16 protein-coding genes and 1 riboswitch are annotated in these 19,439 nt (G+C 73.0%); of the genes, 7 read left to right on the top strand and 9 right to left on the bottom strand.

The genetic code is table 11. The features are described from left to right. Window positions 1-3: 3 nt before the first annotated feature. Window positions 4-807, bottom strand: a complete 804-nt coding sequence (locus tag ACFFXY_RS09180; RefSeq protein WP_382348736.1) for a TetR/AcrR family transcriptional regulator — start codon at window positions 805-807, stop codon at window positions 4-6. 93 nt (window positions 808-900) lie between these two features. Between ACFFXY_RS09180 and ACFFXY_RS09175 the strand changes: the two genes are divergently transcribed. Then, entirely contained in the window at window positions 901-2,709 is a 1,809-nt protein-coding gene (locus ACFFXY_RS09175; protein ID WP_382348733.1) for an ABC transporter ATP-binding protein, read from the top strand. A gap of 2 nt (window positions 2,710-2,711) precedes the next feature. Beyond that, window positions 2,712-4,550 carry an ABC transporter ATP-binding protein gene (locus tag ACFFXY_RS09170; protein ID WP_382348730.1) on the top strand — a complete coding sequence of 613 codons (1,839 nt, stop codon included), beginning with the start codon at window positions 2,712-2,714 and terminating at the stop codon, window positions 4,548-4,550. A gap of 212 nt (window positions 4,551-4,762) precedes the next feature. Here the strand turns inward: ACFFXY_RS09170 and ACFFXY_RS09165 are convergent, their stop codons facing one another. Genes ACFFXY_RS09165 through ACFFXY_RS09150 form a run of 4 tightly spaced genes read right to left on the bottom strand, consistent with a single transcriptional unit; the run spans window position 4,763 to window position 8,259 of the window. Next, window positions 4,763-5,383: an MBL fold metallo-hydrolase gene (locus ACFFXY_RS09165; protein ID WP_382348727.1), complete on the bottom strand. Its 621-nt coding sequence runs from the start codon at window positions 5,381-5,383 to the stop codon at window positions 4,763-4,765. A gap of 53 nt (window positions 5,384-5,436) precedes the next feature. Beyond that, entirely contained in the window at window positions 5,437-6,228 is a 792-nt protein-coding gene (locus ACFFXY_RS09160; RefSeq protein WP_382348724.1) for an energy-coupling factor transporter transmembrane component T family protein, read from the bottom strand. After that, a complete protein-coding gene (locus ACFFXY_RS09155; protein ID WP_382348721.1) occupies window positions 6,222-7,652 on the bottom strand; it encodes an ABC transporter ATP-binding protein in 1,431 nt (476 codons plus the stop codon). The genes ACFFXY_RS09160 and ACFFXY_RS09155 overlap by 7 nt, the downstream gene beginning before the upstream one ends. 4 nt (window positions 7,653-7,656) lie before the next feature. Next, window positions 7,657-8,259: an ECF transporter S component gene (locus tag ACFFXY_RS09150; RefSeq protein WP_382348718.1), complete on the bottom strand. Its 603-nt coding sequence runs from the start codon at window positions 8,257-8,259 to the stop codon at window positions 7,657-7,659. A gap of 35 nt (window positions 8,260-8,294) precedes the next feature. Next, window positions 8,295-8,397: riboswitch (TPP riboswitch) on the bottom strand. A 145-nt stretch (window positions 8,398-8,542) separates the two neighbouring features. Between ACFFXY_RS09150 and ACFFXY_RS09145 the strand changes: the two genes are divergently transcribed. Beyond that, window positions 8,543-8,914: an MGMT family protein gene (locus ACFFXY_RS09145; protein ID WP_382348715.1), complete on the top strand. Its 372-nt coding sequence runs from the start codon at window positions 8,543-8,545 to the stop codon at window positions 8,912-8,914. 123 nt (window positions 8,915-9,037) lie between these two features. On the opposite strand, the gene ACFFXY_RS09140 is transcribed toward ACFFXY_RS09145, so the two are convergent. Next, complete coding sequence (locus ACFFXY_RS09140) at window positions 9,038-9,646, bottom strand: DUF1349 domain-containing protein (RefSeq protein WP_382348712.1); 609 nt, start codon at window positions 9,644-9,646, stop codon at window positions 9,038-9,040. A gap of 55 nt (window positions 9,647-9,701) precedes the next feature. On the opposite strand from ACFFXY_RS09140, the gene ACFFXY_RS09135 reads away from it, so the two are divergent. Continuing rightward, window positions 9,702-11,813 carry a RecQ family ATP-dependent DNA helicase gene (locus ACFFXY_RS09135; protein WP_382348709.1) on the top strand — a complete coding sequence of 704 codons (2,112 nt, stop codon included), beginning with the start codon at window positions 9,702-9,704 and terminating at the stop codon, window positions 11,811-11,813. A gap of 89 nt (window positions 11,814-11,902) precedes the next feature. On the opposite strand, the gene ACFFXY_RS09130 is transcribed toward ACFFXY_RS09135, so the two are convergent. Together ACFFXY_RS09130 and ACFFXY_RS09125 are read right to left on the bottom strand one after the other, a co-directional pair. Beyond that, on the bottom strand, window positions 11,903-12,682 hold the full coding sequence (locus ACFFXY_RS09130; protein ID WP_382348706.1) for an SGNH/GDSL hydrolase family protein: 780 nt from the start codon (window positions 12,680-12,682) through the stop codon (window positions 11,903-11,905). 167 nt (window positions 12,683-12,849) lie between these two features. Beyond that, complete coding sequence (locus tag ACFFXY_RS09125; RefSeq protein WP_382348703.1) at window positions 12,850-13,644, bottom strand: SGNH/GDSL hydrolase family protein; 795 nt, start codon at window positions 13,642-13,644, stop codon at window positions 12,850-12,852. Between the two features lie 133 nt (window positions 13,645-13,777). Between ACFFXY_RS09125 and ACFFXY_RS09120 the strand changes: the two genes are divergently transcribed. Continuing rightward, window positions 13,778-14,332: a hypothetical protein gene (locus tag ACFFXY_RS09120; RefSeq protein WP_382348700.1), complete on the top strand. Its 555-nt coding sequence runs from the start codon at window positions 13,778-13,780 to the stop codon at window positions 14,330-14,332. A gap of 60 nt (window positions 14,333-14,392) precedes the next feature. Then, window positions 14,393-15,253, top strand: coding sequence for an arylamine N-acetyltransferase family protein (locus ACFFXY_RS09115; protein WP_382348697.1), 861 nt, complete (start codon window positions 14,393-14,395; stop codon window positions 15,251-15,253). Here ACFFXY_RS09115 and ACFFXY_RS09110 read toward each other — a convergent pair. Then, entirely contained in the window at window positions 15,250-16,176 is a 927-nt protein-coding gene (locus ACFFXY_RS09110; RefSeq protein WP_382348694.1) for a DMT family transporter, read from the bottom strand. The two genes, ACFFXY_RS09115 and ACFFXY_RS09110, sit on opposite strands and share 4 nt — an antisense overlap. A gap of 339 nt (window positions 16,177-16,515) precedes the next feature. Here ACFFXY_RS09110 and ACFFXY_RS09105 point away from each other — a divergent pair, with 339 nt between their 5' ends. Continuing rightward, window positions 16,516-19,434, top strand: a complete 2,919-nt coding sequence (locus ACFFXY_RS09105; RefSeq protein WP_382348691.1) for a glycoside hydrolase family 2 TIM barrel-domain containing protein — start codon at window positions 16,516-16,518, stop codon at window positions 19,432-19,434. Window positions 19,435-19,439 lie beyond the last annotated feature (5 nt).

Raw genomic sequence — 19,439 nt, 5'->3', positions numbered from 1 at the left:
CGCTCAGCGCCGGTTGGGGTCGGAGAGGGCCTCCAGCATGTCGTCGACGGGGTCGGCGAGGACGCGCTCGGCGGCCTGTTCGAGGACGCGTTCGGCCTCGGCCTGCGCGGGCTCGTAGCCGACGCGGCAGCCCTCGGGGGTGAAGGCGGCGTCGGGGGCGGGGGGATCGGTGTCGCGGCGCATGACGTCGCCGATGCCGTTCTCCAAGAGCCCGAACGCGTGGTGCGCGGCGGAGGCGGCCATCGCGGACACCTCGTAGATCGGGCGGCCTTCGAGGATCAGGTGGACGTTCGCCTCCACGAGGATGTGCTGGGTGTGGAGGAGCTGCGAGGAGACCAGGCGCGAGGTGAGCTTGGCGTGGCCCTCGTCGATGAGCACCTGGGCGAGCAGCGCGCCCGAGCGGCGGCGGTAGTCCATGGCGCTGACCATGAGCGTGGGGGTGGCATGGATGAGCTGCTGGACCTGGAGGAACAGCGGCTTGTCGCTCAGGCCGGTCTGCGGGGCGCGGTGCTCCAGGAGCTCGATGAAGCGGTCGCGCAGGACCGCGTGCGGGGTGGTGCCGCGGGGGCGCTCGCGCACGACGCGCGCGGCGTCCTCGATGTGGTGGCGCATCCCGCCGATGACGAGGTCTTCCTTGGTCGGGAAGTAGTTGAACACCGTGGCCTTCGAGACCTCCGCGGCGGCGGCGATCTCGGCGACGGACACGTTCTCGTAGCCGCGCTCCAGGAACATCTGGAGGGCGGTGGCCTTCAGCAGGCCCCACGTGGCGTTCTTCTTGCGCTCGCGGAGGCCTCGGTGTCGTTCCATCCCGCAACTGTACCAGCACTCCGTGGACCCGGCCAAAAATTCTTCCCGGAAAAAAGTTGTACCCGGTCAAAATCCGGTGCTACGCTCGCCGACATGACAGGAAACCCACCCGCCGACCCGCCCCGCAAGACGGCGCCGGACGTCGGCGAGGAGGCAGCACCGGAGGCCTCGATCCTCCGCCTCCTCGCCGACTACCTGCGGCCCCACCGCAAACCGCTGCTCCTCGCGGTCGCCTTCCAACTCGTCCAGACCGTCGCCTCCCTCTACGTGCCCACCCTCAACGCCGACCTCATCAACAACGGCGTCGCCGCCGGGGACACCGCCTACGTCCTGCGCCACGGCGGCTTCATGCTCGCCGTCACCGTCGTCCAGCTCGTCGCCGCCGGATTCGGCGTCTACTTCGGGGCCCGCGCCGCCATGGCCCTCGGCCGCGACCTCCGCGCCGACCTCTTCGGCCAGGTCCAGCGGTTCTCCTCCACCGAGATGGACCGCTTCGGGGCTCCCTCGCTCATCACCCGCACCACCAACGACGTCACGCAGGTCGTCACCATGCTCGTCATGGGGCTCACCCTGTTCATGATCGCCCCGATCACCGCCATCGGCGGCCTCTCGCTCGCGCTCACCCTCGACGTCCCCATGACCGGCATCCTCCTGGCCGCCATCCCGATCATGGCCGCGATCATCTACTTCATCGTGCGCGCCATGGTCCCCGCCGGACGCGCCATGCAGCGCTCCATCGACGGCATCAACAAGGTCATGCGCGAGCACATCACCGGCATCCGCGTCATCCGCGCGTTCGTCCGCGACGACCACGAGCAGGACCGCTTCAACGAGGCCAACGACAAGCTCACCGCCGCCTCCCTGCGCGTCGGCCGCGTCCAGGCGTTCTTCGGCGCCACCGCCATGGCCTCCAGCAACATCACCTCGATCGCCATCGTGTGGATCGGCGCCGGGCGCATCGCCGACGGCAGCCTCCAGATCGGCGACCTCATCGCCTTCCTCACCTACGCCGGGCTCATCCTCGGCTCCGTGATGATGTCCATGGGCGTGTTCATGATGGCCCCGCGCGCCAAGGTCGCCGCCGGGCGCATCCGCGAGGTCCTCGACACCGAGCCGACCATCACCGACCCCGCCGACGCCGTCCACGACCTCCCCGGCCGCGGCGAACTCGACGTCGACGGCGTCACCTTCCGCTACACCGGCGCCGAAGAACCCGTCCTCCGCGGCGTCGACCTCGTCGCCCGCCCCGGGCAGACCACCGCCGTCATCGGCTCCACCGGCGCCGGCAAGACCACGCTCCTCAACCTCATCCCCCGCCTCTTCGACGTCGACGGCGGCGCCGTCCGCATCGACGGCGTCGACGTCAGGAGCATGGACCGGGCCCTCATCGCCCGCACCGTCGGCCTCGTCCCCCAGCGCGCCTACCTGTTCTCCGGCACCATCGCCGCGAACCTCCGCTACGGGAACCCCGACGCCAGCGACGAGACCCTCTGGCGCGCACTCGAAACCGCGCAGGCCGCCGAGTTCGTCCGCGACATGCCCGAGGGCCTCGACACCGTCCTCGGCCAAGGCGGCACCACCGTCTCCGGCGGCCAGCGCCAGCGCCTCGCCATCGCCCGCACCATCGTCGCCGCGCCCCGCATCTACCTCTTCGACGACTCGTTCTCCGCACTCGACACCGCCACCGACGCGGCCCTGCGCGCCGCGCTCGCCCGCGACATCACCGATGCCGCGCAGGTGATCGTCGCCCAGCGCGTCTCGACCATCCGCGACGCCGACCGCATCGTCGTCCTCGACAACGGCCGCGTCGTCGGCACCGGCACCCACGAGGAGCTCCTCGAACACAACCCGGTGTACGCCGAGATCGTCAACTCCCAACTCACCCTTCAGGAGGCGCTGTGACCATGCGCGGACCCGCCGGCCTCGCCGGACCGAACCTGAAGAAGGCGGACGACTTCCGCGGCACCGTGCGCCGCATCGTCGGGCTCCTGTGGCGCGACAAGATGCGCCTCACCTCCGTCATCGGCTTCGGCGTCCTCATGGTCCTCGGGATGCTCGCCGTCCCCACGGTCCTCGGCCGCGCCACCGACCACGTCATCGCGGGCGCCGCCGCCGGCGACGTCGACTTCGCGGGCCTCGCGAAGATCCTCGGCCTCGCCGTCGCGATCGCCCTCGCCACGTTCGGGATCACCGTCTCCAACGGCCGCACCATCGCCAAGATGGCCCAGTACATGGCGTACGACCTGCGCGAAGAGGCCGACCGGAAGGTCGCCGCGCTCCCGCTGTCCTACTTCGACTCCCGGCCCCGCGGCGAGGTCCTCTCCCGCGTCACCAACGACATCGACAACCTGACGCAGACCGTCGGCCAGGTGACCCAGCGGATCGTGCAGGGCCTGCTGTTCCTCATCGGCGTCCCGATCATGATGCTCACCATCTCGCCGCTGCTCACCCTCGTCGTGGTCCTCACCCTCCCGCTGACCGTGCTCGCCGCCCGCGTCATCGGCAAGCGCAGCCAGCCGCGGTTCGCCCAGCAGTGGGCCACCACCGGGAAGCTCAACGGGCACGTCGAGGAGATGATCACCGGCCACCAGCTGGTGACCCTGTTCGGCCGCCGCGCCGAGGGCGCGGCCGTGTTCAAGCGGTACAACGACGACCTGTACGAGAACACCGTGCGGGCCCAATGGGTCTCGGCGCTCCTGGGCCCCGCCATGGCGTTCCTCGGGCTCGTCACGTACGTGCTCGTGGCCGTCGTCGGCGGCCTCCAGGTGGCGGCCGGGCTGCTCAGCTTCGGGCAGATCCAGGCGTTCATCCAGTACACCAACCAGTTCTCGAACCCGCTGAACATGCTCGCGGCGATGTTCGGGCAGGTCCAGTCCGCGGTCGCCTCGGGCGAGCGGGTGTTCGAGCTCCTCGACGCCGAGGAGCAGTCCCCGGAGCCCGCGGCCGCGCCGGAGGCGCTGGCGTCGGTGGAGGGCCGGGTGGCGTTCGAGGACGTGTCGTTCCGGTACCTGCCGGACGAGCCGCTCATCGAGCACCTGTGGCTGGAGGCCGAGCCGGGGAAGACGGTGGCGATCGTGGGGCCGACGGGCGCGGGGAAGACCACACTCGTGAACCTGCTGATGCGCTTCTACGACCTGGACGCGGGCCGGATCACCGTCGACGGCGTGGACGTGTCCACGGTGGAGCGGGAGCGGCTGCGGCGGCGGATCGGCATGGTCCTCCAGGACACGTGGCTGTTCGAGGGCACCATCGCGGAGAACATCGCGTACGGCAAGCCCGAGGCGGGCCGGGAGGAGATCGAGCGGGCCGCGCAGGCGGCGCACGCCGACCACTTCATCCGCACGCTCCCTGACGGCTACGACACGATCGTGGGCGCCGACGAGGGCGGGTTGAGCGCGGGCGAGCGGCAGCTGGTGACGATCGCGCGGGCGTTCCTCATCGACCCGTCGATCCTGATCCTGGACGAGGCCACGTCCTCGGTGGACACCCGCACGGAGATGCTGGTGCAGCAGGGCATGGTGGCGCTGCGGCAGGGACGCACGAGCTTCGTGATCGCGCACCGGCTCTCGACCATCCGCGACGCCGACGTGATCGTGGTGATGGAGCACGGCACGGTGGTCGAGCAGGGCCCGCACGAGAAGCTCCTCGCCTCGGGCGGCGCGTACGCGCGGCTCTACGAGGCCCAGTTCTCGCAGCCCGCAATCGAGGAGGAGGCCGAAGCGGCCGCGCCTGCTCGCGCATAAGACTCGGTGCACTGCAAGGGAAACCAGGGCCCGAACAACGGCGGCGCCCGGAGCTGGAAGGCTCCGGGCGCCGCCGCACGTTTCCGGCGAAAAATCCTATATCCTATATCCTATATCCTATATCCTATAGGATGTATGATCCCACAGCGATGCCGCACGGCCGCCGCCGGAGGATCGTACATCCTATTTCCTATAGGATATAGGATCGGCGGTCAGACGGTCGCGGTCTGGCCGTTGGGGATGCGGCGGTAGGAGTCGCCGACGAGTTGGGGGAAGAGGCGGTCGGGCAGGCCCATGCCGATGTCGCTGAGGATGGCGTCGTGGATGGGGTGGACGGCCTCGGCGTCCACGGCGCGGGCGAAGTCGATGGCCTCGGCGATCTTGAGCCAGGGCGCGGCGACCGGGGCGAGGAGGGTGCGCACGGGCATGTCGGGGACGGTGAGGGAGTCGCCGGGGTGGTAGACGCCGTCGACCAGGTAGCAGACGTTGGCGACGAGCGGGAGGTCCGGGTGGATCACGGCGTGGCGCTCGCCGAAGACCTTGACCTCGGTGCCCGCCACGGGGATGACGTCGCCCGCGCTCACACACGTGTAGGCCAGGCCGCTGGGGGCCTCGGCGAGGAGTTCGGGCCCGTAGATCGGGACGTCGGGGCGCTTCGCGTGGAAGTCGAGGAGGCGGGCCTCGTCGCAGTGGTCGGGATGCTCGTGCGTGATGAACACGGCGTCCGCCCCGTCGAGGGCCGCCGGGTCGGAGTACACGCCCGGGTCGATGACGATGAGCCCCTGACCGGTGTCGAGCCTGACGCAGGAGTGGCCGAACTTGGTGAGTCGCATGGTCACACAGTAGGACCCGGGGCCGGGCCGCTGCGGGCCGTTCCCGCAAAGCGCTAGAGCGTGAACGTCCCGGCGGCGGCGCTGACGGCGACGGCCGCCGCTCCGGCCGCGACGGCGAGGGCGACCACGGCCCAGTCGGCGGGGCGCATTCGCTGCTCGCGGGCGTGGGTGCGGGGGATCTCGGTGTCGAAGCCGCGCGCGTCCATCGCCGCGGCCAGGCGGCCGGCGCGGCGGATCGCGCCCACGAGCAGCGCGAACATGGTCGAGGCGAACAGCCTGGCGCGCCGCACCGGGTTCCAGCCCCCTTCGAGGCCGCGGGCGCGGCGGGCCGTGGTGATCTGCCGCCACTCGGCGGCCAGCAGCGGGAGGAGCCGCAGGGCCGCGAGCGAGCCGATCGTGAACCGGGCCGGGGCCTTGAGCTGCTGTGTGAGGGCGTCGGCGAGGTCCGTGGGGTCGGTGGTCGCGAACACGAGGACGCCCGCGGTGGCGGCGACGCACACGCGCAGGCCGATCGCGACGCCTCCCAGGAGCGCCCCGGTGCTCACCTCGACCGGCCCGAATTCGACCAGCGTCCGGCCGGTCTGCTCGGCCGCGAAGACCGCGTTCACGACCACGACCGCGCCCGCCGCGACCCACAGCCAGCGCAGCCGCCGCGCGAGCGGGCCGGGCCGGATGCCGGTGAACGGCAGCACGAGGAACAGGGCTGCGAGCAGCAGCAGCGGGGTGAGCCAGTCGGAGGCGACGAGCGCCACGGTCGTGAGCAGCACGACGGCGGCGAGTTTCGCGACCGGGTTGGCGCGCGCGATCGGCGCTTCGGGGCCGCAGACGGGCGCGAGGGTCAGCACGGGGCTTCCTTCCCGTCCTTGAGCACGAGTTCGCGGGCGCCGAGGGCGGCGGCGAAGTCGCGGTCGTGGGTGACGGCGAGGAGCGCGGTGCCCTCGTCGCGGATGTCGGCGGTGAGGTCCACGAGCTCGCCCCAGGTGCGGCGGTCCTGGCCGAACGTGGGCTCGTCGAGCAGGAGCACCCCGGGCGCGGCGGCCAGCGCGGAGGCGACGGAGAGGCGGCGGGCCTCGCCGCCGGAGAGCGTGTGGGGGTTGGCGGCGGCGAGGGGCGCGAGGCGGAGGCGTTCGAGGAGTTCGGCGACGCGGGCGTCGATGCGGGCCTGGGGCCAGCGGGCCTGCTTGGGGCCGAAGGCGAGTTCGTCGCGGACCGTGGCGGTGACGAACTGGTGCTCGGGGTCCTGGAAGACCGAGCCGACGCGGGTGGCGAGCCGCCGCGCGGGCAGGCGGTGGAGGGGCCGGTGCTCCCCCGGGACGGCGGCGGCGCCGCGGTCGGGCCGGGCGAGGCCCCCGGCGAGGAGCGCGAGCGTGGACTTGCCGGCGCCGTTGGGGCCGGTGACGGCGAGGAGTTCGCCCGCGCGGAGGTCGAAGGAGACGCCGTCGAGGGCGGGCCGCGGTGCGCCGGGGTGGGTGAGCGCGAGGTCGCGGGCGTGCAGGGCGGGGTCGCCGGGGGTGCGTCCGGGCCGGTGCGGGAGCGGTGCGCCGGGGACCCATACGCCCTGCGCGGCAAGGGAGTCGCCGTGGTCGGCGAGGACGCGGGCGGCGGGGCCGTCGGCGATGAGGGCGCCGTCGGGTCCGAGGGCGACGACGCGGTCGACCAGGTCGAGGATGTCGGCGACGCGGTGCTCCACGACGACGAGGGTGGCGTCGGTGTCGGCGAGGGCGGTGCGGAGGGCGTCGCGGACGTCTTGGGCGCCTTGGGGGTCGAGGTTCGCGGTGGGTTCGTCGAGGAGGATCAGCTCGGGGCGGCGGGCGAGGACCCCGGCGAGGGCCAGGCGCTGCTGCTCGCCGCCGGAGAGGGCGTGGGTGTCGCGGTCGGTCCCGTAGGGGAAGCCGACGGCGCTGAGGGCACTGTGGACTCTGGGCCAGATGTCGCCGCGGGGGACGGCCTGGTTCTCCAGGCCGAAGGCGACGTCGTCTCCGGCGCGAGCCATGACGAGCTGCGTCTCGGGGTCCTGGAAGAGGATGCCGACGCGGCCGCGCTGGTCGGCGGCGGGCTTGCCGTCGAGGAGGACCTCGCCGTCCTGGTCGCCCGCGTCGGCGGTGAGGAGTCCGGCGAGCGCGGCGAGCAGGGTGGACTTGCCCGACCCGGAGGGGCCGAGCAGGAGCACCCGCTCGCCGGGCTCGACGCGGAGGTCGACGCCCGTGACGGCCTGGGCTCGGCGTCCGGCGTGGCGCCAGGCGAAGCCGCGGAACTCGACCGGGATCACGGGGTCAGATCCGGGCCCGTTCGCGCCCGGCGGGGAAGCGGTCGAGGACGCCGGTGGGGAGCATGGCGTTGACGAGGGCCTTGGAGCCGAGTCCGGCGACGACGGCGCCGGAGAGGGCGGCGAAGGCGATGTAGGGGAGCTGGAAGGACCACAGTTCGGTGTCGGGGTACCAGACGACGACGTCGAAGATCGTGGCGGCGACGCAGGCGAGCGCGCCCGCGGCGACGGCGGTGGGGGTGCCGAAGCGGCGGTAGCGTCCCGCGGCGAAGCCGAGTTCGCCGCCGAGGCCCTGGAGGAGGCCCTGGTAGATGACCAGGACGCCCCACACGGAGCCGAGGAGTGCGGAGACGGTGGCGGCGAGGGCTTCGGTGAGGAGGCCGGCGCCGACGCGGCGGACGATGAGGGGGGCGAGGACGGCGGGGATGAGCCAGACGCCGTACAGGATGCCCTTGAGCGGGGGCAGGAACGCGAGGACGGGGTCGAGTCCGGCCCACACGAAGTTCCAGGCCCAGAAGACGACGCCGAAGGCGACGGCGAGGACGGCGCAGGTGAGGATGTCGACGGTGCGCCAGCGGCCGGGGGCGTCGAGGGTGCTGTCGGTAGGCATGGGCTTGCCTTTCAAGTGATGGGTACACAGCGCGACAGCGGCACACGACGACTTCCTACGCCGGTATTACCCGGATCAGGTGTGAGGGTCTGCGGTCGGTTCCGCACTCTCAGCCATTCGGCTCCCCTGTCTGCATCGACGTTAACACCAAGTGGGGCGCCGGTAGCGGGCCGCGGTCGGCCCAGTGGCGCCCGGCGCCCGCCGGGCCGTGCCCGGCCCGGGGGCTTGCCGGGCCGGGCCCGGCCCGGTCGGGGTGTCGCCGCGGGCCGTTAGGCTCGCGGGCATGACGAGCGAGCAGGATTGGGACCTGGTGAAGCGGGTCGTGGAGGCGCTGCCGGACGGCACCTGGACCTCGTACGGCGACCTCGCCGAGCTCATCGGCACGGGGCCGCGGCAGGTGGGGGCGTACATGCGCGACGGCGACGTGTCGCGGGCCTACCGGGTGCTGACGGCGGGCGGCACGGTCTCGGAGGGCTTCCGCTGGGCCGACGGCCGCTCGGGCCGCGACGTCCCCGACCTCCTCCGCGAGGACGGCGTGACGGTGAACACCCGCGGCCGCGCCGACAAGACCCAGCGCATGTCGGTCTACGACCTCAAACTCCTCGCCGCGGAGCTGGACGACGAGGCACCCGACGACACCGATGACCTGACATAACCCGATAAATCACGATTTGCCCGGTCTAAGGGACCCCTGGCGCAAAAGTACCCCAGGGGTCCGACATCAAGCGCCGCAACGAAACGCGAGCCAAGCTCGCCGAGCGGTGCGGCCACGGGCGGGTCAGTGGATGTCCGGGTCCGGGTCGGTGAGGCGCCATGAGGTGAACTCGACGGTGAGGCCGGCGCGCGAGGGGGCGGCGCAGTAGGGGCCGGCCGAGGCGGTGGCGTCGGGGTCGAGGGGGGCGAGGCGGACCAGGCGCCAGGGGCCGGGCTCGCCGTCGGCGGGTGTGGCGCGGGCGCGGACGGCGACCGCGTCGGCGAGGCGCGTCGCGCGCATCGTGACCTCCAGGCCCGCCCACTCCGGGACCGGCGCGGTGGACCAGTCCGAGCGGCCGTCGGTGACGACCGCGCCGAGCTGGAGCGCGCCGTCGGCGTACTCGACGCCGGTCTTGATCCACCGCTCGGCGTCGAGGCGGACCATGAGGCCCGCCTGGTCGAACTGCGCGTCGTAGTCGGCGATGAACGCGACCTCCACGGCCCGTTCGCGGTCCCACTCCTCCAGGAGCGCGTGCTCGTTGTCGTGGACGAACCCGTAGGCGGTGTGCCGCCACGCGTCGCTGCCCTCGGCCGCGGTCACGCGCAGCCGCCCCCCGGCCTCTTCGGCCGAGACCGGCAGCGACGTCCAGGCGCCGGACTTCCAAGGGACTTCGATAGGTGCGTCGATGTGCATCGGTCCGAGCCTAGCGACCGCATCGCTGTCACACCAGTGCTGTACAACGGTGCCCATGGGGGAATCCACCGAAACGCTCAGGAACGAAGCCGAGACCCTGCTGCGCGCCCTCGCGGGCGAGCACGCGCGCCTGCGCGAGGACCAGTGGAGGGCGATCGAGTCGCTCTGCACGGCGGGCCCGGACGAAGCGGGCCGCCGCGTGCTCCTGGTGCAGCGCACCGGGTTCGGCAAGTCCGCCGTCTACTTCACCTCGACGGCGCTGCTGCGCCGCCGCGGCGCGGGCCCCACCGTCATCGTCTCGCCGCTCCTGGCGCTCATGCGCAACCAGATCGAGGCCGCCGAGCGCGCGGGCATCCGCGCCCGCACCATCAACTCCGCGAACCCCGAGGACTGGGACGCCACCGCCGAGGCCATCGCCGAGGACGCCGTGGACGTGCTGCTCATCAGCCCCGAGCGCCTGAACAACCCGGCGTTCCGCGACTACCAGCTCCCGAAGCTCGCGGCCGGGTGCGGGATGCTCGTCGTGGACGAGGCGCACTGCATCTCCGACTGGGGCCACGACTTCCGGCCCGACTACCGCCGCATCGCGACGTTCATCGAGGACCTCCCCGAGCGCGTGCCGGTCCTGGCGACCACCGCCACCGCGAACGCCCGCGTCTCCGACGACATCGCCGAGCAGCTCGACCGGCCCGGCACGCCCACGCTCGTGCTGCGCGGCACGCTCGACCGCGAGTCGCTGCACCTGTCCGTCGCCGACCTCCCCGACAACGCGCACCGCCTCGCCTGGCTCGACGAGGCGCTGCCGCGCTTCGCCGGGTCCGGGATCGTCTACACGCTCACCGTGGCCGCCGCCGAGGAGGTCAGCGACTACCTCGGGAGCCGCGGCCACGCCGTCGCCTCCTACACCGGCCGCACCGACAACGCCGAGCGCCTCGCCCGCGAGGACGACCTCCTGGGCGACCGCATCAAGGCGCTCGTCGCCACCAGCGCGCTCGGCATGGGCTTCGACAAGCCCGACCTCGGGTTTGTGGTCCACTTGGGAGCGCCGTCGTCGCCGGTGGCGTACTACCAGCAGATCGGCCGCGCGGGCCGTGCCCGCGACCGGGCCGAGGTGGTGCTCCTGCCGGGCGCGGAGGACCGCGCGATCTGGGACTACTTCGGGTCGCTGTCGTTCCCCGCCGAGGACGCGGTGCGGCGCACGCTCGACGTGCTCGCCGCCGAGGGCCGGGCGCTGTCCACCGCGGCGCTGGAGACGCGGGTCGACCTGCGGCGCACCAGGTTGGACATGATGCTGAAGGTCCTCGACGTGGACGGGGCGGTGCGGCGCGTCAAGGGCGGCTGGGAGGCCACGGGCAGGCCGTGGACCTACGACGCCGAGCGGTACGCGAAGGTCGCGGCGGCCCGCCGCCACGAGCAGCAGCGGATGCTCGCGTACGAGTCGACGGACGGGTGCCGCCTGGAGTTCCTGCGCAGGGAGCTCGACGACGCGGAGGCCGCGCCGTGCGGGCGGTGCGACAACTGCACGGGCACGCGCGCGGAGTCGGCGGTGTCGTCGGAGGCGGCCGAGGGCGCGGCGGCGGCGCTGTCGAAGCCCGGGGTGGCGGTGGAGCCCAAGCGCATGTGGCCCACGGGGATGCAGGCGATGGGCGTGGACCTGAAGGGGAAGATCGCGCCGGAGCTGGGCGCGGAGCCGGGGCGGGCGCTCGCGCGGCTGTCGGACATCGGGTGGGGCGGGCCGCTGCGGGCGCTGCTGGGCGACGGGGCGGACCGGGACGTGCCCGAAGACGTGTTCAGCGCGGTCGTCAAAGTTCTGGCCGCGTGGGACTGGGCCGAGCGGCCCGCGGCGGTCGTCTCCACCGGGTCGCTCTCGCGGCCGCGGCTGGTGGACGGGCTGGCCGAGCGGATCGCGCGGCTGGGGCGCATGGAGTACCTGGGGGCCTTGGGCCGCACGCCGAACGCGGTGTCGGGTCAGCACCGGGCGAACAGCGCGCAGCGGCTGCACCAGGTGCTCGACGCGTTCACCGTGGACTTCCCGGTCCCGGCGGTGAGCGTGCTGCTCGTGGACGACGTGCGCGACTCGGGCTGGACGGCGACGGTGGCGGCGATGCGGCTGCGGGAGGCGGGCGCGGCGGCCGTGCATCCGCTGACGCTCGCGTTGCAGGCGTAGGGCTTTCCCCGCGTTCCGTCTCAGGGCCCCCGGCGCGCCTCGGGCCCGGACGCCGGAGCGTCCGGGCCCTTGCGGAGGAGGAGAGCGGTCTAGAGGGCGCCCAGGAGCGCCGGGTAGTAGCCGGAGGCGTGTCCGGCGGCGTTCGGGTGGTAGGGGACGTCGAGGAGCGTGAACCCGTGCAGCCACGGCGTCTGCGAGCAGATCTCGTGGCCGGTGAACTCGTCGCGCACGTCCACGTAGGTGAACCCGTGGGCTTCGGCGGCGGCCTGAATGACCCCGGAGAGCACGTCGGCGCCCTGGTTCATGCGGACCTGCTCGGCGATGCTGATCGACCCGAGCGCGTCGCAGGTGTTGCGGGCGGCGAACAGGCGCGGGTAGCCCGTGACGACCACCTCCGCGTCGGGGGCGCGGGACTCGATCTCGGTGTAGACCGCGTCGAGTTTCGCGGGGAGCTCCTGGGTGGCCTGGCGCTCGGACTCCTCGATCGCGGGCGTGCAGTTCTTGAACGGGGTGATGCACGCGATGACGGCGTCGGTCCAGCCGATGTCGTTGCCGCCGATGCCGATCGTGACGAGGTCGGTCCCGGCGTCGAGGGCCTGGACCTGGTTGGCGAGGACGTCGTCGGTGGTGGCGCCGCCGCAGGCGACGAAGGTGAACTCCGCGCCGAGTTCGGCGGCGAGGAGCGCGGGGTGGGCCTTGTTCGAGCGCTGGCAGGCCGTGTCCGTGTAGGGCCCGGCGCCCGAGCCGGAGGAGTAGGAGTCGCCGAGGGCGACGTACTCGGTCTGCTGCGCCTGCGCGGCGGCGGGGGCGATGAGGAGGGCGGCGAGGGCGGCGGCGACGGTCACCGTTGATCGTCTGAGTCGGTCCATGGGAGGTCCTTCGCGAGTCGGGGGAAGACTTGCCACATATTGTGAACTCGCGGGTAACTTGCGGGGAACCCTCCGACGGTAACAAATCGGGAAATTTACACATCTCGTTCTGTGGGTTGCGCGGGACGCGTGGCGGGCGCGGGGCGGCCGGGCCGCCCCGCCCGACGCTAGACCTCCCGGGCCACCGCCGGGTAGTAGCCGTTGGCGTGGCCGAGGGCGTTGGGGTGGAAGGACTCCGCGGTCGGGTAGCGCAGGCCGTGGAGGTAGGGCACGTCGTCGCAGACGGCGTGGCCCGCGAAGGACTCGCGCACGTCGACGTACTTGAAGCCGTGGTCGGCGGCGGCGGCGTCGAGGACGCCCGCGAGGACGTCGGCGGCGGCGTTCATGCGGGTCTGCTCGGCGACCGAGGGCTGGTGGAGCGCGCCGCACGTGGTGCGCGCGTTGAACAGCCGCGGGTAGCCCAGGACGAGGACCTCCGCGCGCGGGGCGCGGTCGGCGATGGCGTCGTAGACGCCGTCGAGCAGGCCCGGCAGTTGGCCGCGCATGAGCGTCTCGGACGCCTCGATGCGGCCGGTGCAGTCCATGAGCGGCGTCAGGCACGCGGCGACGGCCTCGGTCCAGCCGATGTCGTTGCCGCCGATGGTGACCGTGACGAGGTCGGTCCCGGCGTCGAGCGCGCCGAGCTGCTCGGCGAGGAGGTCGGCGGCCGTCGCGCCGGAGCACGCGGCGAACCGCAGGTCCGCGCCGAGGCCGTTGGCGAGCAGCCGCGGGTAGGCGAGGTCGGAGCGCAGGCACTCCTCGTCGGCGTAGTCCCCCGCGCCGGTCCCCGACGAGTACGAGTCGCCGAGGGCCGCGTACTGCATGGGCGGGGCCTCCGGGGGCCCGGCCTGGGCGGCGGCCGGGGTGAGGGCGAGGGTGGCGGTGGCGGCCAGCGCCGCGGCCGCGAGGCGCGCAGGGTTCATTCGGGCTCCGTTCCGAGTCGGTATGGGAGGGAACTTTATTGCCCGTTGTTCGCGGGAGGTGATGAAACCCCCGTTATGTGGAGGAATCACGTTCTCGGGTCGCCCGTGCGGGGTGCGGTCTTAGGCTGGGCGCATGGGTGATGCGACGGCGCGGCGGCGGGATTCGATGTCCGATCAGGCCCTGATCGAGGCGACGGGGGCGGACTGGCAGACGTGGCTGCGGCTGCTGGACGAGCGGGGCGCGGCGGAGCTGGGTCATGCGGCGATCGCGCGGCTGCTGGTGGGCGAGTTCGAGATCGACGGGTGGTGGGCGCAGTCGATCACGGTGGGGTACGAGCAGGAGCGGGGGCTGCGGGAGCCGGGGCAGCGGCCGGACGGGACGTTCAGCGCCAGCGCCTCCAGGACCGTGGCGGCGCCGATCGGGGCGGTGTTCGAGCATCTGGCGGACCCGGAGCGGCAGGCGGTGTGGCTGGGGGACGTGGAGTTGTCGCAGCGCAGCGCTTCGCCGCCGAAGTCGGTGCGGTTCGACGCTTCGGACGGGTCGCGGGTGAACGCGAACTTGACGGTGCGGTCCGACCGGACGGTGGTGGGGGTCGAGGTCGCGAAGCTGGGTTCGGCGGAGGAGGCCGCGGCGGCGAAGGCGGCGTGGCGGGAGCGCCTGGGGCGGCTGGCCGCGGGCCTGGAGTGATGCGGGCCCGGGGCGGTGGCGGGGCGGAATACGTTCGGCGGCAGGGGCGTTGCCTCGCGCATGTGGAGCAGTGACGAACTCGACCTGGACGCGTACCTGGCCCTGCTGGGGTACGACGGGGACCGTGCGCCGACGCTGGCGACGCTGCGGGCGTTGCAGCGCGCGCATGTGCTGACGGTGCGGTGGGCGACGCTGGACAGCTTCCTGTACCGGCGGGTGGCGCTGGATCTGCCTTCGGTGCAGGACAAGCTGGTCCGGCGCGGGGGCGGCGGGTACTGCTTCGAGCACGTGGTGCTGTTCGCGGCGGTGCTGGAGCGGCTGGGGTTCGCGTTCAGGGCCGTGTCGGGGCGGGTGCAGCTGGGGGCGGACTCGCGGCGTCCGCGGCCGGCGACGCACGCGATGCTGATCGCGGACGTGGAGGGCGCGCGGTGGCTGGTGGACGTGGGGTTCGGGGCGAGTCCGCTGGAGCCGGTGGAGCTGGTGGACGGGGCCGTGGGCGAGGCGGGGCCGTGGCCGGTGCTGCTGCGGTGGCAGGAGGTCACGCACGGGTCGGAGGGGTGGGCGGTGCACGAGCCCGGTGAGGGCCCGGAGGGCCCGGCGGGGTGGAAGGTGCGGCAGGTGTTCACCGAGAACCCGCAGTATCCGGTGGACTTCGCGGTCGGGAACCACTTCGTGGCCTCGAACGACCGCTCCCCCTTCGTGATCCGCCCGTTCGTGCAGCGGCTGCGCCCGGACCGGCTCGACAGCCTCGACGCGCTGGCGTGGACCGTCGCGCGTCCGGGTCGGGAGCCGGTGACCGAGTCGGTGGCGCCGGGCGAGGTGCCGGGGCTCCTGGGCGACGTGTTCGGCGTCCGCACGGGCGCGGAGGAGGCGGCGCTGCTGGTGCGCCGCCTCGCCGGGCTGGAGCGGGACGCGTCCTAGGTGGTCGTGACCTCTTCGGCGGGTGCGGCGGGGGGCGCGGCCTTCTTGGCCTTGCGGCCGCCGGAGCGGGAGATGGCGACGCCGACGAGGGCGAGCGCGCCGCCCGCGAGGGTGAGCCAGGTGGGGATCTCGCCGAGGAGCGTCCAGGACATGAGGACGACGATCGCGGGGACGACGTACGTGGTCGCGCCGAGTTTCCCGGCGGTGGTGTAGCGGAGCGCGTAGCCCCAGGTGAGGAAGGCGAGCGCGGTGGGGAACAGGCCGAGGTAGAGGACGTGGAGGGTCGCGGAGGCGGGGGCGTCGCCGAGCTGGCGGAGCAGGAGCGGGGCGAAGGGGAGGCACAGGACCGCGGCGATGGCGTTGCCGAAGGCGGTGAACTGGAGCGAGGAGCAGTGCTTGAGGGTGGGCTTCTGGACGACGACGCTGACGGCGTAGGTGATCGCGGAGACGAGGCACAGGAGGACGCCGAGGACGGAGGCGGTGCCGTGGCGGCCCATGGAGAGGCTGACGACGGCGACGCCCGCGAAGGCGACGGTGATGCCGAGGAAGAGGCGGGGCGGGAAGCCCTCTTTGAGGATCCAGCCGCCGAGGAGGGCGATGAGGATGGGTCCGATGTTGACGATGAGGGCCGCGGTGCCGGCGTCGACGAGCTGCTCGCCCCAGTTGAGGGCGACCATGTAGACGCCGAACCAGAGGACGCCGGCGGTGGCGATGCCGGGCCAGGCGCGGCGGCCGGGGAGTCCTTCGCGGCGGAGGGCCCAGACGGCGAGGAGGACGACGGCGGCGACGCCGGCGCGGCCGAGGGTGAGGGGGCCGGGGTCGAGGTGCTGTCCGGCGTCGCGGATGGACACGAACGCGGAGGCCCAGCAGATGACGGTGACGGCGACGGCGAGGGCGGCGCGGGTGTTCATTCGCTCGCTCATGGGCGGGTGCTCCTCGGGGCGGACGGGCCGCAGGTCGGGTGGGCTGCGGGCGCGGGCGGGCGCGGTTCGCGCCGGGCTCAACCTAGCACTGCGGTGCGATCGGTGTATCGGTCGATTGACTGGGGCGCGGGACCCCGGGGGTGGCGGCGCGGGGGCGGGGCCCCTAGGATGGAAAACGGTATCTATGCGGTCGTCGCGCGCCGGACCTGGGCGGATGCGGTCGCCCGGATCATGGCGGACAATGGTCGGACTCCTCCCGTCGGACCGAGACGAGGCGGCCGTGCTGGAGCGCGGCAGCCCGACGGGAATGTTCCGTTTACTGGAGAGGGATTCTGATTCATGAGTCAGACCGGTTTCACCTACGTGGAAAGCGTTAGCCCCGGGAGCGGGCGGCGCGGACCGCGGGCGGCGCTGGCCTCCGACGCCGCCGCGTTCAGCCTCGACGGCGAGTGGCGGTTCCGGCTCGGCGCCGGGCTGCACGACCTCGCCGAGGGGTTCGAGGACCCGGGCTTCGACGCGGGCGCGTGGGACGTGCTCGCGGTGCCGTCGATGTGGCAGATGCACGACCTCGACGGGGCGGCGCCCTACGGGAAGCCCGCCTACACCAACGTCGTCTACCCGTTCCCGGTCGACCCGCCGCGGGTCCCGGACGCCAACCCCACCGGCGAGTACCGCCGCACCTTCACCCTCCCCGCCGACTGGCCCGCCGCCGGCCGCACCGTGCTCCGCTTCGAGGGCGTGGACTCGGCGTTCGCGGTGTGGGTCAACGGGGTCCGCCTCGGCGACGGCAAGGGCTCGCGCCTGCCCACCGAGTTCGACGCCACCGAGCACGTCCGCGAGGGCGAGAACACCGTCGCCGTCCGCGTCCACCAGTGGTCGGCCGCCTCCTACCTGGAGGACCAGGACATGTGGTGGCTCTCGGGGATCTTCCGGCCCGTGTCGCTCGTCCACCGGCCCGAAGGCGGGATCGAGGACGTGTTCGCGCACGCCGACTACGACCACCGCACCGGCAGGGGCACGCTCCGCGTCGAGGCCCCCGACGGCGTGCGGGTCACCGTGCCCGAGCTGGGGATCGACGTCGCCGCGGGCGAGCCGGTCAGCCTCGCGGTGGAACCGTGGACGGCCGAGACGCCCCGCCTGTACGACGCCGAGGTCGCCACCGCGAGCGAGCGCGTCTCGCTGCGGATCGGGTTCCGGACCGTCGCGGTCGAGGACGGCCTCCTCAAGGTCAACGGCAAGCGCATCCTCCTGCGCGGCGTCAACCGCCACGAGTGGGACCCCGACCACGGGCGGACCCTCTCCGTCGAGACGATGCGCCGCGACCTGGAGGTCATGAAGCGGCACAACGTGAACGCCGTGCGCACCAGCCACTACCCGCCCGACCGCCGCTTCCTCGACCTGTGCGACGAGATCGGCGTGTGGGTCGTGGACGAGTGCGACCTGGAGACCCACGGATTCGTCTTCTACCAGTGGCGCGACAACCCCAGCGACGAGCCGATGTGGCGCGAGGCGTACCTCGACCGCATGGCGCGCATGGTCGAGCGCGACAAGAACCACGCCTCGGTCATCATGTGGTCCCTCGGCAACGAGTCCCACACCGGGCAGAACCTCGCCGCCATGTCCGCCTGGGCCAAGGACCGCGACCCGGGCCGCCCCGTCCACTACGAGGGCGACTGGGACTCGGGGTACGTGGACGTCTACTCCCGCATGTACGCCGACCACGCCGAGACCGACCGCATCGGCAACAAGACCGAAGAGTCCACGAAGGACCCCGCGCTCGACGCCCACCGCCGCAACATCCCGTTCATCCTGTGCGAGTACGCGCACGCCATGGGCAACGGCCCCGGCGGCATGAGCGAGTACCAGCGCCTGTTCGAGCAGCACGAACGCTGCCAGGGCGGGTTCATCTGGGAGTGGATCGACCACGGCGTGCGCATGCGCGCCGAGGACGGGCGCGAGTGGTTCGCGTACGGCGGGGACTTCGGCGAGCCGCTCCACGACGGCAACTTCGTCGTGGACGGCCTCGTGTTCCCCGACCGCGAGCCCTCCCCCGGCCTCGTCGAGTTCAAGAAGGTCGTCGAGCCGCTCCGCATCACCGTGGACGCCGGGTCGCGGCGCATCACCGTCGAGAACCTCCGCGACTTCGCCGACACCGGCGACCTGGAGTTCACCTGGGCCGTCGAGGACGGCGGGGAGGCCGAGCACCAGGGCCGCCTCGACCTGCCCGCGCTGGCCCCCGGGAACGCCGCGATCGTCCCGTTCCCGGCCGGGATCGGCGACCTCGCCGACCCGCGCGGGGAGCGGTGGCTGACCGTGCGGGCCGTCCTCGCCAAGGACGAGTCCTGGGCCGAGGCCGGGCACGAGATCGCCTGGGGCCAAGGGCAGTTGGCCGCGGCCCCGGCCCCCGCGCCGGCGTCCGTCTCGGCCGCGGCGACCGCCGCCGAGGGCGGGTACCGGCTCGGGGACGCCGTCTTCGACGCGTACGGTCGCCTCACCGCGATCGGCGGCCTGGAGATCGAGGGGCCGCGCCTGGACCTGTGGCGCGCGCCCACCGACAACGACCTCCGCAGCTGGCACGGGGCCCTCGCCGACCAGTGGCGCGAGATCCCCGCGGGCCTGCACCGCCTGGAGCACAAGGTCCTCGGGATCGACGCCGGGGACGGCGGCCTCGCCGTCACCACCCGCGTCGCCGCCGCCGGCGCCGAGATCGGCATGGGCGCGGTGTACCGGTGGACCGGCGCCGACGGCGTCCTGTGGCTCACCGTCGAGGTGAACCCGGACGGCGAGTGGGACTTCCCGCTGCCGCGCCTGGGCGTGCGGGCCTCGCTGCCGCGCGCGTACGACGACGTCACGTGGTTCGGCGGCGGGCCCGGCGAGGCCTACGCCGACACCCGCGACGCCGCCCGCGTCGGCCGGTTCCGCTCCACTGTGGCCGGACTCCAGACGCCGTACGTGTTCCCGCAGGAGAACGGCTCCCGCATCGACGTGCGCTGGGCCCGCCTCGCCGCCCCGGAGGGCCCCGCGCTCACCGTCCACGGCGGACCGCTGTTCGCGCTCACCGCGCGGCCGTGGACGAGCGAGGACCTGGAGGCGGCCCGCCACCGCACCGACCTGGTCGAACGCGACCGCGTCTACCTGAACCTGGACGCGGGCCTCCAGGGCATGGGCTCGGCCGCGTGCGGCCCCGGCGTGCTCCCCGAGCACCGCCTGCTGCCGCGCGCCACCGCGTTCACGCTGGGCTTCCGAGTGAGCGAGTAATGCCT

The sequence above is a fragment of the Glycomyces mayteni genome, assembly GCF_042428885.1.
Taxonomy (GTDB): domain Bacteria; phylum Actinomycetota; class Actinomycetes; order Mycobacteriales; family Micromonosporaceae; genus Glycomyces; species Glycomyces mayteni.
The sequence above is the reverse complement of the archived record's forward strand: the minus strand, read 5'-3'. Positions and strand labels throughout refer to the sequence as shown.